Genomic DNA, 12,563 nt, shown 5'->3' with positions numbered 1-12,563 from the left:
GGTTCTCTTCAAAGAGGAAGGGGAAAACTATGAATCAAACATCAGGAATCAAAGGTGGTCTTTATGCTGTAAGTGAATGGATCATGAGATTTTCGCTCACAAACCTGCAATGGGCATTGTTCAATTTGCCGGTTGCGCTTCTATTGTTGAGCTTATTGAACATCAGCAGGACGAGCGATCTCTGGTACTTGCTTCCACCACTAGCTATCCTCACCCCTTTCATCTTCTTTCCTGCTACCACAGCGATGTTTGCAAAAGCACGTGAATGGGTGAGAAAAGATCACAAGGAAACACCTGACCAATCCTTTTTCAGTTACTACAAAGAGAATTATGTAGGAAGCCTTAAAGGTGGATTTATATTGACAGTGTTGTGGGGGATTTTAATCGCTGATATCTCCTATTTTTCAACGAGCAGTCCGCTGCTCATGAACATCTTCTTCGTTCTGGGGATTCTTTTGTTCGTATTCACCATCAATTTCTTCTCGGTGAAGGTCCACTTTGCTATGAGTGTGAGAGATGTGCTGAAGCAGGCTTTTTTGATTACTTTTGTCAGCCCGATCCTGTTTCTGACTGTGAGCATCAGTTGTGGATTCATCTTGATGATCAGCCTTTATATCTTTCCTTTGATCATCCCGATCTTCTCTGGAAGCATCATCGCCTTTCTGTCTTTTTCAGCGTTCTACCGCTTATATCTAAAAATGAATGATAAGGAAAAAAATGGATGACCTGAGGAAGAGGTCATCCATTTTTTTCCTTATAGAATCAGCAGGAATGAACCTGCGATGATGAAAGTGACGCCGATCACTTTCTTGAATGTGATGATTTCTTGCAGAAAGAAATACGATAACAACAATGTCCACACATATGTGATAGAGGTAAGAGGGAAAACGATGGTGTAAGGGAGATAATTGAGTGTAATGATATTCAATATCGCACCTGCACCATAGAAACTTCCGCCTATGAACAAATGTTTAATGAAATAGCCGTTGAGGGCAAATCCATGAGTCGTAGCCTTCTTGAAAAAATACCCGCCGATGGCACCGAATAAAGTGAAGAGAGCGACAACCAGAATCCATTTAATTGTCACCACCTCCGATCAATGCAGCTCCTACGATAATGAGAAAGGTTCCTATCAGATTGCTCTCCGTAATCGTTTCCTGCAGGATGATGCTTCCGAAGAAAAGTGCGAAAACATAGCCGATACTCAAGAGTGGATGGAGCACGGATAGGCTTCCGAATCGGAAAGAAACAATCATCAGAACAGCGCCAAGTGAATAAAGGAAAAAGCCGAGCAGGAGATAAAAGTTGATCTCTCCGCCGGACATTTTCCAAAACATTTGCCCAAGAGCGGTTTGCAAAGCAGCCAGTACCATTAGAGAGATGCCTAAACCGTTGTCTTTGATCGACCGGGTGAATTTATTCATGTTGGACCTTCTTCTTATTAGAGTCAAAATCAATGAACATTACCCCGACCATTATAAACGCTACTAAGACGTTTGCGAATTGGTAGCGGAAATCTTGAGCAGGTGTAGCCAGCAACATGGTACCTGTATTAAGCAGGACAGGTAAAATGATGAGTAATGCTTTCGCGCCGTTCCTTATTGTTAGTACAGTGCCGGCAAGAAGGATAATGGCCGTATAGAAGGCTGGGCGTAATAATGGTTCCAATAAATACGTTTTAATTTTTTCTAAATAACTATTAACAACCTTGTACACACCTGAATGCAGGGGATCTGTTTTCAGGTCGTAATCATTGTACAGATAAACATTACGGGCATAAGTACTTGTGTAACCATCTTCAGGTTGATTGATCTGCCATATGATTGACGTCTGGTCTAAATATGCTTCTACGGCTAGACCGAAGTTATTAGAAACGACTGAGGCCCATGTTTTCAGATAATATCCAAAGTCATCAAAGATAACATCTTTATCATATTTTCCGGAAAATTTTATCGGATTTGTTATATAAGGATCATAATTTTCCTCCCATAATTCCAAAGGGAAAATATCGTCAAGATAAGCCCTTTGCTCCTGGGTAAGATCCCCATCTTCTGAAACGATATGAGCGAACTGCTGAGTAGGAATACTCAATGCCTCATTCGGATCTGTACCCCGGACTTCCATATAGTTGAATAAAGGTCCTGTAATGAGGAAGTAGCAGGTGACAACGAATAATACTGTAACGAAAAGTCTCAAAAGATAAGCTCGATAAACAATTAATAATAAGACGGCCATGACTGCGAATATCGGCAAACCATTACTCCTCATTAAGGATATGGCTAATGCATTGATCGCTAATATCAGCAAGTGCCAAGGAGAGTGCAGCCACCGTCCATTAGTAGATACAATATTATAAATCAATATCGTGAAAAGGAAGATGAAGCCGCTAAAGAATATGTCCTTCCATATAGCGATTGGGAAAATCCCGTTCAAAGGGTACGCGGAAAATAGTAAAACGCCTATCCAAACCCATGTAGTGGACAGGCCGGTCTTTTCTAAGCGATAAGCCCCGTATCCACCAAATAAAGCCAAAATGACGATCTGAGAGAAAGCTACAATCGCAGGAGTCTTCCATATGGAAGTGAGAAGCATGATATACCACGTGTACACTACAGGATGCCAATTACTGAAATCATAGGTGTGAATCTGCTCCCAATGCAGAAGTGAATCTGGTGTCATTGTACCTGGATAATAAGCTACTAAATAAATCGACCAAAAGAAAATCGGCAATAGAGCATAAATGATTATTTTCCATTTGGATGCTTCGGTATATTTTCCTGATATGGAAATGTTTGAAAGTGAAATCATAAGCCAGCAGACGATGAAAAATAACGTCAAATACGATAATACAAGTACAGCACTTCCGGTAAGGAGCGATCCTTGTATGGGAGTAGCACTTGGATCTTTAAGGCTCCATAGCAGTACAAAAGAAAATATAATCCCAAAGACTAATAGTGGAAGTCGTTTGATTTTCTGTAAAATCAGCTCGGGGTTATTCCTGATTGATATGAACATCAGGTAGCCCAGGGTAGACAAGACGATAAAAGTAAAAACAATCACAATCAATAAAGTGTGGTCAAGCTTCTGGTACCATGATATAAGTGATGCGGTACTCAGGGCACCGAAGAGAATACTGAATATCAAAGATATTAAATAACGGTTCATTTTATAGTTCCTTCATATCTTGTTTGATTTTATTCAATTCCCATTCAAACTGTTTCTTGAAGTTTGCAGCTACGGTATCTAGAATCAATCCACATCCGAAAGATAAAACGGATAAAATAACGAGCCCTACGGCAAGAATCGCTGAAGGGACTTTTGTAATAAATCCGGTATTAGCGAATTCTACAAGGACAGGGATTCCTGCTGCTAACCCTAATACCAATAGAATGATCGACCAGAAAGAGAAGAATAACATCGGTTTATATTCTTTGAATAAAGTGAAGATTTTGTTCAACACTTTATAACCATCACTGAAGGTGTTGAGCTTGGATTCGCTTCCTTCAGGGCGGTCTTGATAGTCGATCGGAATTTCCTTGATAGAAAATCTTTTATCAAGCGTGTGGATCGTCATTTCTGTTTCAATCTCAAACCCTGGGCTCATCACTGGCATGGATTTGACGAACAGCCGGTCAAATGCACGGTAGCCGGTCATGATGTCTTTTAAATCACTTTTATAAAGAAAGTTGATGAGTCCGCGGACGAGGTTATTCCCAAGGTTATGGAATTTTCTCTTATTCTCTTCGACATACGTCCCGTTTGATAACCGGTCGCCGATGACGATGTTCGCTTCCTGGCGTCTCAATGGCTCTAACAATTGATGGACAAATTTGGCTGGGTAAGTACGGTCACCATCAGCCATGACATAGTAATCCGCATCAATATCTCTGAACATGGAGCGTACAACGTGTCCTTTTCCCTGGCGCATTTCTTTTTTCACAATCGCCCCATGCTCGGCAGCGACTTCTGATGTACGATCTTTTGAATTATTGTCATAAACATAAATGTCTGCTTCTGGTAATTCTTTTCTGAAATCCTCTATAACTTCACCAATGGTTTGTTCCTCATTATAACAAGGTAAAAGAACAGCTATCCTCACATGAAGACTCTCCTTTAAATATAAGTTAAAAAAATACTACAACTTAAACAATATAGCAAATTTTGCTATAAAATTCTACATTTGCCTTCCTTATTATTAAAATATATCGCCTCTCTATTCAGAAAAGGAATTGCAGTCTGTAAGGAAAGCGGTTACAATTTAGTTAGTGAATAGTGATTAGCTGGACGGAAATGTGGTGGAACAATGACGCAAACGGTTAAAATCGGAAAACTTGCTATGCTTTTGGCATCACTCTCAGAAGAAGAGTTGCTTCCATTTGCTTCCTCCCTGGAAAAAGTGGAATATTGCCAGGGCAAAGCAGGTTCGATGGAAATACAGAAAGTGATCGCTGCCGTAGAAACAGCAGCGAAGCGGAATGAACTTATTTCAGAAGATGTCTACAGAGAAACCCATGCCTTATATCATGCGATTTTAGAATCCTTAGAGGGTGTGATGAGGGGGCAGTTAGGCGTTGGCGATATGATGAGGACGGTCGGACTCCGGTTCGCTGTCGTCCGCGGGGAACCTTATGACCGCCCTGGAGAAGGCGAGTGGATTGCCGTCGCTTTTTACGGGACGATCGGTGCGCCGGTGAAAGGTTTGGAACACGAGACATTTGGACTTGGTATTAATCATATATAAAGTATAGGTGGCCTATAGTCATGAGTTATGAGGAGGCGACAATGGTATTTCCCATGCCATTGTCGCCTCTTTTTTTAGAATATCCACCATGATCTTTTCATAAGAAAGGGGGATGTGGATGATTGAATTGACGGGAAAGGACCTTACCATTGAGCAGATGAAAGCTATTTGTTTTGAACAGGAACCTGTCACATTATCCGAACAGAGTCTTATTGACGTAAGGGCAAGCAGAGAGACAGTTGAAGAGATCGTTCAAAAAGGGCATACGGTTTATGGCATTAACACAGGGTTTGGCAAGTTGAGTGATGTACGGGTAAGAAGTGAGGATGTCAATGACTTGCAGCGTCATTTAATCCGTTCTCACGCCTGTGGGGTCGGCGAACCTTTTCCTGAAATCGTCAGCAGGGCGATGGTTGTTCTGCGCTTGAATGCACTTATGAAGGGGCTGTCAGGGGTGCGGGAAGTGGTTGTGAAACGCCTGAAGGATTTGATCAACCTGGGGATCCATCCGAGAATCCCATCACAGGGTTCGTTGGGGGCCTCGGGCGATTTGGCGCCATTAGCCCATTTAGCACTGGTGTTGATGGGAGAGGGCGAGGTTTTTTACAAAGGGGAGATCCACGAGACTGAAGTTGTGTATGACCAGCTTTCGATAGCGCCACTTCCTTTGAAAGCGAAAGAAGGGTTAGCGTTGATCAATGGCACCCAGGCGATGACGGCTGTAGGTGTGATCAATATGATCGAAGCAGAACAACTAGCTTTGCAGTGTGATTGGATTTCCGCGATGACCCTTGAAGCCTTGGAAGGAATCCGCGACGCTTTTCATCCGAGTATCCATGAAGCTCGTGGATATCCCGAACAAATGGAAGTGGCAGCACGCATCCGCCGCTTGATCCATGGAAGTCAGCTCGTTACGTATCAAGGGGAAAAAAGGGTGCAGGATGCCTATTCCCTCCGCTGTATTCCACAAGTACACGGAGCGACATGGCAGACACTCCACTATGTCAGGGAAAAGTTGACGATCGAAATGAACGCAGCTACAGATAATCCACTTATTTTGGAAGATGGAAAAGTGGTCGTCTCCGGTGGCAACTTCCACGGTCAGCCGATTGCCCTGGCTATGGATTTTTTAAAAATTGCGATGAGTGAATTAGCCAATATTTCAGAACGCAGAGTCGAACGGCTCGTCAATCCGCAGCTGAACGATTTCCCGGCTTTTCTAAGTGTGAATCCAGGGCTGCAATCCGGATTGATGATCGTCCAATATGTCGCGGCTTCACTCGTTTCTGAAAATAAAACGCTCGCCCACCCGGCAAGCGTCGATTCGATTCCATCATCAGCCAACCAGGAAGATCATGTAAGTATGGGGACGATTGGAGCTAGGCATGCTTCCAGCGTCATTGGAAACAGCTATAAGGTTTTGGCGATTGAACTGATTTGCAGCATGCAGGCATTAGAATTCCGAGGTGTGGAACGTGCTTCCCCATTGGCGAGGCAGCTATGGGAAGCAGCCAGGACCGTGGTGCCTGAAATCACTGAAGATCGTGTTTTCTCAACAGATATAGAAAATTTGGCCGCATGGTTGAAAGGTGAATTTTTTGATTGGAAGAAATGGAGTTCTGTTCACGAAGGGGGAAGTTCATATGTCGACAACGCGTAATGTGAAAGCGAAAACGGGGATGGAGCTTGAATGCAAAGGGTGGGAACAGGAAGCTGTCCTGCGCATGCTTTGCAACAACCTGGATCCATCCGTAGCGGAAAAACCTGAAGATCTGGTCGTTTATGGAGGAATTGGAAAAGCAGCTCGCAGCTGGGAGGCTTTTGATGCGCTTGTTTCAACATTGAAGCGGTTGGAAAAAGACGAAACAATGCTTGTCCAATCGGGTAAGCCTGTCGGTGTTTTCAAAACGCATGAAGCAGCGCCGCGAGTGCTGTTATCCAATTCTGTACTAGTTCCGAAGTGGGCGAACTGGCAGCATTTCCACGAACTGGACCGCAAAGGCTTGATGATGTACGGCCAGATGACTGCTGGAAGTTGGATTTATATCGGCTCCCAAGGGATTTTACAAGGAACGTATGAAACTTTTGCATCTCTTGCTGACAAACATTTCGGTGGTTCGTTGCGAAGTACCATCACATTGACAGCTGGACTCGGCGGCATGGGTGGTGCTCAACCATTAGCGATCACCATGAACGGAGGAGTCGCACTTGCCGTGGAAGTTGATAAGGAGAAAATCAAGAAACGCATCGATTCCGGCTATTGTGACCGGATGACCACATCGATTGATGAAGCGTTATTATGGGCGACAGAAGCGAAGAACAAAGGAGAAGCGTTATCTATCGGTTTACTGGGGAATGCGGCTGAAATTCACGAACAATTATTGCAAAGAGGAGTAGACATCGATATTGTCACAGACCAAACTTCTGCGCATGACCCATTGAACGGATATATTCCAACAGGGTACTCCTTGGAAGAAGCGGAAAAGTTGAGAACTGAGAATGCTGATGGCTATGTTGAAATCGCATCACAGTCGATGGCTGCCCACGTAGAATCCATGCTCGGCTTTCAAAAGAAAGGGGCGGTTGTTTTTGATTATGGGAACAACATCCGTCAAGTCGCTTATGACGAAGGTGTGAAGCATGCCTTTGATTTTCCCGGATTCGTTCCTGCCTATATAAGGCCGCTTTTTTGTGAAGGAAAAGGACCTTTCCGCTGGGTCGCCTTGTCAGGAGATCCAGAAGATATCTACCGGACGGATGAATTGATCAAAGAACTTTTTCCAGACAACGACAAGCTCTTGCGCTGGATTGATATGGCACAGGATAAGGTGCAATTCCAAGGGCTTCCATCGAGGATATGCTGGCTCGGTTATGGGGAGCGCGTGAAGATGGGGCTTGCGATCAATGAGCTTGTGAGAAAAGGAGAGTTGAGCGCACCCGTCGTCATAGGCCGGGATCATTTGGATTGTGGATCTGTCGCCTCCCCGAACAGGGAAACAGAAGCGATGAAGGATGGAAGTGATGCGGTAGGGGATTGGGCGGTGCTGAATGCTTTGATTAACACGGCTGCCGGTGGCTCCTGGATTTCTTTCCACCACGGAGGCGGTGTCGGTATGGGGTATTCCTTGCATGCCGGTATGGTTGCGGTTGCTGATGGTACCAAGCTTGCCGAAGAACGGTTAGAACGCGTATTGACTACGGACCCTGGGATGGGTATTTTACGGCACGCGGACGCCGGATATGAAAAGGCAGAAGAACAAGCAGAGCAGAACAACATCGATATTCCGATGGGAAGGAGGCATCCATAATGAGCTATGATACGCTTTTATACAATATTGGCGAGTTGATTTTACCTGCACCCGGACCGTTGAAGGGGGAAGGTATGAAGCAGTTGAAAATCAAAGAGAATGCTGCCCTCGCAGTCAAGGACGGAAAAATCGCCTGGATCGGTTCTCATGAAGAAAGCATACAGCAGCAAGCAGAAACAAAGGTCGATGCTGGAGGGAAAGTCGTGTCACCAGGTTTGGTCGACCCGCACACACATCTTGTTTTTGGCGGGTCGCGTGAGAATGAGCTCGCATTGAAACAAGCAGGTGTGCCTTACTTAGAAATTTTGAAAAAAGGTGGAGGCATCCTTTCGACTGTTCAGGCTACAAGGGAAGAGTCGGAAGATAAACTTTATGAAAAGGCCGGTCGGTCGTTACAACGGATGGCTTCGTTTGGGGTGACGACACTTGAAGCTAAAAGCGGGTATGGCTTAGACCGTGAAAATGAGCTTAAACAGCTGAGAGTCGTCCAACGTTTGCGTGATCAAGGGTCTCTCGATATTGTTTCGACGTTCCTCGGACCACACGCAATCCCACCAGAATATAAACAGGATCCGGATGGTTTCCTTGACGAGATGGTGAAGCTGCTCGCTGAAATCCGTTCAGAAAATCTTGCAGACTATACCGATATCTTTTGTGAAACAGGTGTATTCACGATCGAACAATCCCGGCGGTTCATGAAAGCATCACAGGATCTGGGCTTCCAAACGAAAATCCATGCTGATGAGATCGATTCGCTTGGGGGAACCGAACTTGCGGTAGACATGGGGGCAGCTTCGGCTGATCATTTGGTCGCTGCTTCTGACGAAGGGATTTCCAAGCTGGCAGAAGGACAGACGGTTGCGGTGCTGCTGCCGGGGACGACCTTCTACTTAGGGAAAAATGAATATGCGAAAGCAAGGAAAATGATTGATCAGGGAGCGGCGGTCACATTGGCTACCGACTTCAACCCGGGCAGCTGTGTCACAGACAATCTGCAAATGATCATGTCTCTAGCTGCCTTGAAATTGAAAATGACACCTGAAGAGATATGGAACGCGGTGACGGTGAATGCCGCCCATGCGATCGGAAGAAGCGACAAGGCAGGAACACTTGAAATTGGATCCGCAGCCGATCTTGTCCTGTGGGATGTACCGAACTATCAATACATTCCGTACCATTACGGCGTCAATCATGCATTAGCAGTGTGGAAGCATGGCCGGAAAATTTGGGGAAGGAGGGACGCTGATGTCTTTTCGGTACCTCAACCCGAAAGAGAATACTAAATTCAAAGACCGGCACACAATCAAAGCGGAGGACCGAAAGCAATGGTACGAAAAAGGGAAGAAAGCCGATGTGGGTATCATCGGTCTCCCTTTTTCCAAAACATCGATTTCCTATTCGACCGCTTCTGAAGCCCCTTCGACTATTCGCAATGCCCTTGGATCATACACGACCTATTCAGGGGAGAAGGATGAAGATTACAGCAATGTAACGATGTTGGATTATGGAGATGTGCCCATCCATCCGACGGATACAGAGGAAACACTGAAACGGCTCCAGGTCAGTGTGATGGAAATGCTTGAAACAGAAGCCTGCGAAAAATCGATCATCCTGGGTGGTGATCATGGCATCAGTTTCCCCTCCATTTCCGCGTTTCAACAAAAGTATGGAAGTATAGGTGTCATTCAGTGGGATGCCCATCATGATTTGAGGAATTTGGAAGATGGGGGCAGAACGAATGGGACCCCTTTCCGCAGCTTGCTGGAAGCCGGTGTGATAGAAGGAGAGAATTTAGTCCAGGTGGGCATCAGGGATTTCTCAAATGCCAAAGCCTATGCCGAATATGCCAAAGAGCATGGGGTGCACGTCCACACGATGCAGGATGTAGAGGAGAAAGGGATTCGATCGATAGTTTCTGAAGAGATAGCGAGATTGAAAGAATCAGTAGATATGATTTATCTTTCTGTTGATATGGACGCCGTCGACCAATCCTTCGCCCCCGGCTGTCCAGCGATCGGGCCAGGAGGGTTAACCGCTGGAGAATTGTTGGCGAGCGTTGCGCTTGCGGCAAAAGAACCCCTTGTCAAAGCGATGGATATCGTTGAAGTGGATCCTGGCAAAGACGTCAGGGATATGACCAGCCGCCTCGCCGCCCACGTCATGCTCCGGTTTATGTATACGTGATATGGAAATTAAACCCACCTCAAGTCATCCAGATATTGGATGACTTGAGGTGGGTGTTTTTGGAAATAGATAGGCAGGGGAGAGGGAATATGGTAAAGTGTTTTTAAGTAATGTTCGTTTAGCTTGTAAGAATAGGAGATTGATTAAATAAGCGATGAAAGAAATGATTATATTATTAGCTGATGTAGTTAACGTTTGGCATGATGTCATCCAGAAGTTCTCCCGGATGATGGGGTGGGACTTTTCTGATAAGGACCTGCATTTTTGGGTGATTGGGATCCTGGGATTCGGCGGTCTTATTTTCGTGGATATTTTATTTCATGCCTTAGCGAGATTGAGCATTACAGCCATATCGTTCCTGTTCACATTTGCCATGGTGCTCGTTTTTGTATTTGCGGTGGAAATCCAGCAAAAAATCACCGGCAGCGGCAACATGGAATTCGGAGATGCCCTCGTGAGTATACTCGGGTTTTTCTTATTTTGCGGTATATACTTTGTTTTCCGGCTTATCGGTAAAGGAATTAAATTATATAGACAGAAAAATGAAGATGAAACCGCCGCTTAAGTGGCGGTTTCGTTATGTGAAAAACGATTTGATCAAACGTCCGTTTAAATAAGGGGGCATGCATAGCGCATGTTTCTAGACTGATAAAAAGCCCTTTTCTTTTTATTAGGCTTTGTTAAGGTTGTTGATTTTTCATATGAAGTTATTCAATTATATGGCAGGATTCTTGAAGACACGATTTCGAGACATTTTGGGAGAGGATCGGGGCGGCGGGGAATGCTTCGCTTTCCGCGGGAGCGCGTTGAGCCTCCTCGGACGCTGTCCTGTGGGGTCTCAACATGCCCTCTCTTCCCGCAGGAGTCTTCGCATTCCCCGCCGCCCCTTGCTATATGTTTTTCTCGAAATTCGTTCAGAAAAATACTGACATATGTGAGTGAGAATCAAACATCTTACGCTTAATTACAGGGTTTCCTCCATGAATGCTCCCCTTGAGATGTAGTTTCGAGAGTCTTCCTAATCGTATGGTTGGCTGGGAAACACGAACTGCCACAGGAAAAGACGAACAATAGAGTGGAATGGATCAAATGGAGCGTAGGCAACATACGTAGACTCCTGCGGGAACAGCACGAGCGGAAGACCCCGGAAGAAAGCGGTCTTTGCTTTCTGAGGAGGCTGAGGCCGTGCCCGCGGAAAGCGAAGTATGTTGACGGAGCGGCGTATGCGTTTATTGCTACATTAAGAAAACCCGAACGAATTCGTTCGGGTTTTCCAGCGGAAAAATTCTTTTGTCCCAGCCTCTGAAAACAGTTATTCAGATCCGAAATCAACAATCATATCGTGAGTTTTTTGTACTTCTTCCTCGGACATGAAAATCAAGTACATGCCGTTCACCATTCTTCCATCACCTTCCATTTGGTAGGTGGAAGAGTTTTTGCGGGCACTGCTGTAATTCGTGGCAAGTCTTCTCATGTCTCCGAATTGCATGTTCGTACTCACGTTGTCTCCGAGTACGTCCATGACATCACCGACTTTGTTGACAACATCGAGCCGTGCACCTTTATCGATGATTCCCTGAATGACCTGACGTTGGCGTTCATTACGTCCGATGTCTCCTTGTGGGTCATTCTTTCTCATGCGAACGAAGGCCAGCGCTTCACGGCCATCCAGTTTAATTTCACCTTTTTCAAAATCAAAACTGCCGGAGCTGAATGCGCGATCGTTTTGAACCGTCACACCATCGACAGCGTCAACGACTTGGGAAAGTCCTTCCATATTGACGCGGATATAATAATCCAGGTTAATATCCAAGAAGTTTTCCACTGTATCGACCGCCATATCACTTCCACCATAGGCATAAGCGTGGTTAATGCGGGTAGTGCGTCCGTCCCCGGCGATTTCTACACGTGTATCTCGTGGAATGCTGACCATTTGCATTTGGTCATTGTTAGGATCCAGGGTCATGACGATCATCGTGTCTGAGCGACCGACATCGTTTTCCCGCTCGTCCACCCCGAGCAATAGAATATTGATCGGTTCTTTTTGGTCGACTTTTTCTTTCGTTTCATCTGTATCGATAGAGGAGACATCCTCATGCAGGTCCTGATTGACTGTTGTACGCACATCATTAATGATCGTAAATAAATAAATGCCTCCGATTAATAACACTAAACCTATGACGACAAGGAGGACTTTCCAACCTCTTCTTTTGCGCCGCTTTTTCTTCTTTACTTCTCTTCGACCCATTCCCCCACCTCTTTTATAAAAAGTTCCTTCTTTATTATACGTTTTTTGTAGATTTATGTAAAAACAGTTGACTGACATTTCC

General features: G+C 45.1%; 12 protein-coding genes. 7 read left to right on the top strand and 5 right to left on the bottom strand.

Annotated elements, in window-relative coordinates:
* Window positions 1-29: 29 nt before the first annotated feature.
* The gene (locus tag ACTWPX_RS00205; RefSeq protein ID WP_443118004.1) at window positions 30-725 is read left to right on the top strand and encodes a YesL family protein; all 696 of its coding nucleotides are present in this window, start codon (window positions 30-32) and stop codon (window positions 723-725) included.
* A 29-nt stretch (window positions 726-754) separates the two neighbouring features.
* Here ACTWPX_RS00205 and ACTWPX_RS00200 read toward each other — a convergent pair whose 3' ends face one another.
* The 4 genes from ACTWPX_RS00200 to ACTWPX_RS00185 are packed head-to-tail and all read right to left on the bottom strand — an operon-like array spanning window position 755 to window position 4,099.
* Entirely contained in the window at window positions 755-1,090 is a 336-nt protein-coding gene (locus ACTWPX_RS00200; RefSeq protein ID WP_443118003.1) for an EamA family transporter, read from the bottom strand.
* A complete protein-coding gene (locus ACTWPX_RS00195) occupies window positions 1,077-1,424 on the bottom strand; it encodes an EamA family transporter (protein WP_128525631.1) in 348 nt (115 codons plus the stop codon). The genes ACTWPX_RS00200 and ACTWPX_RS00195 overlap by 14 nt, the downstream gene beginning before the upstream one ends.
* Window positions 1,417-3,165 carry a DUF6020 family protein gene (locus ACTWPX_RS00190; protein WP_443118002.1) on the bottom strand — a complete coding sequence of 583 codons (1,749 nt, stop codon included), beginning with the start codon at window positions 3,163-3,165 and terminating at the stop codon, window positions 1,417-1,419. Before ACTWPX_RS00190 ends, ACTWPX_RS00195 begins: the two co-directional genes overlap by 8 nt.
* 1 nt (window position 3,166) lies before the next feature.
* On the bottom strand, window positions 3,167-4,099 hold the full coding sequence (locus tag ACTWPX_RS00185) for a glycosyltransferase family 2 protein (protein ID WP_443118001.1): 933 nt from the start codon (window positions 4,097-4,099) through the stop codon (window positions 3,167-3,169).
* Between the two features lie 204 nt (window positions 4,100-4,303).
* Here ACTWPX_RS00185 and hutP point away from each other — a divergent pair, with 204 nt between their 5' ends.
* The 6 genes from hutP to ACTWPX_RS00155 all read left to right on the top strand — a co-directional run bounded on the left by hutP (window position 4,304) and on the right by ACTWPX_RS00155 (window position 10,798).
* Complete coding sequence (gene hutP, locus ACTWPX_RS00180) at window positions 4,304-4,741, top strand: hut operon transcriptional regulator HutP (protein WP_128525634.1); 438 nt, start codon at window positions 4,304-4,306, stop codon at window positions 4,739-4,741.
* A gap of 118 nt (window positions 4,742-4,859) precedes the next feature.
* On the top strand, window positions 4,860-6,401 hold the full coding sequence (hutH, locus tag ACTWPX_RS00175; protein ID WP_443118000.1) for a histidine ammonia-lyase: 1,542 nt from the start codon (window positions 4,860-4,862) through the stop codon (window positions 6,399-6,401).
* Window positions 6,385-8,049, top strand: a complete 1,665-nt coding sequence (gene hutU, locus ACTWPX_RS00170; protein ID WP_443117999.1) for a urocanate hydratase — start codon at window positions 6,385-6,387, stop codon at window positions 8,047-8,049. The genes hutH and hutU overlap by 17 nt, the downstream gene beginning before the upstream one ends.
* Window positions 8,049-9,332, top strand: coding sequence for an imidazolonepropionase (gene hutI / locus ACTWPX_RS00165; RefSeq protein ID WP_443117998.1), 1,284 nt, complete (start codon window positions 8,049-8,051; stop codon window positions 9,330-9,332). Before hutU ends, hutI begins: the two co-directional genes overlap by 1 nt.
* Entirely contained in the window at window positions 9,295-10,233 is a 939-nt protein-coding gene (hutG, locus tag ACTWPX_RS00160) for a formimidoylglutamase (protein WP_443117997.1), read from the top strand. Before hutI ends, hutG begins: the two co-directional genes overlap by 38 nt.
* Window positions 10,234-10,396: 163 nt before the next feature.
* Window positions 10,397-10,798 (top strand): hypothetical protein, encoded by a 402-nt coding sequence (locus ACTWPX_RS00155; protein WP_443117996.1) that lies wholly within the window; start codon window positions 10,397-10,399, stop codon window positions 10,796-10,798.
* A gap of 747 nt (window positions 10,799-11,545) precedes the next feature.
* Here the strand turns inward: ACTWPX_RS00155 and ACTWPX_RS00150 are convergent.
* Window positions 11,546-12,481, bottom strand: coding sequence for an LCP family glycopolymer transferase (locus ACTWPX_RS00150; protein ID WP_443117995.1), 936 nt, complete (start codon window positions 12,479-12,481; stop codon window positions 11,546-11,548).
* Between the last annotated feature and the right edge of the window lie 82 nt (window positions 12,482-12,563).

The organism is Halobacillus sp. H74, assembly GCF_052246715.1.
Lineage (GTDB): Bacteria > Bacillota > Bacilli > Bacillales > Halobacillaceae > Halobacillus > Halobacillus litoralis_A.
This window is presented reverse-complemented; position numbering and strand designations above follow the sequence as displayed.

What these genes read in the sequence shown, in the direction of transcription:
- ACTWPX_RS00195 (WP_128525631.1), bottom strand. Translation starts at nt 1,424, where the DNA reads ATGAATAAATTCACCCGGTCGATCAAAGACAACGGTTTAGGCATCTCT.
- ACTWPX_RS00190 (WP_443118002.1), bottom strand. Translation starts at nt 3,165, where the DNA reads ATGAACCGTTATTTAATATCTTTGATATTCAGTATTCTCTTCGGTGCC.
- ACTWPX_RS00205 (WP_443118004.1), top strand. Translation starts at nt 30, where the DNA reads ATGAATCAAACATCAGGAATCAAAGGTGGTCTTTATGCTGTAAGTGAA.
- hutG (WP_443117997.1), top strand. Translation starts at nt 9,295, where the DNA reads ATGTCTTTTCGGTACCTCAACCCGAAAGAGAATACTAAATTCAAAGAC.
- ACTWPX_RS00150 (WP_443117995.1), bottom strand. Translation starts at nt 12,481, where the DNA reads ATGGGTCGAAGAGAAGTAAAGAAGAAAAAGCGGCGCAAAAGAAGAGGT.
- hutI (WP_443117998.1), top strand. Translation starts at nt 8,049, where the DNA reads ATGAGCTATGATACGCTTTTATACAATATTGGCGAGTTGATTTTACCT.
- hutP (WP_128525634.1), top strand. Translation starts at nt 4,304, where the DNA reads ATGACGCAAACGGTTAAAATCGGAAAACTTGCTATGCTTTTGGCATCA.
- ACTWPX_RS00155 (WP_443117996.1), top strand. Translation starts at nt 10,397, where the DNA reads ATGATTATATTATTAGCTGATGTAGTTAACGTTTGGCATGATGTCATC.
- hutH (WP_443118000.1), top strand. Translation starts at nt 4,860, where the DNA reads ATGATTGAATTGACGGGAAAGGACCTTACCATTGAGCAGATGAAAGCT.
- hutU (WP_443117999.1), top strand. Translation starts at nt 6,385, where the DNA reads ATGTCGACAACGCGTAATGTGAAAGCGAAAACGGGGATGGAGCTTGAA.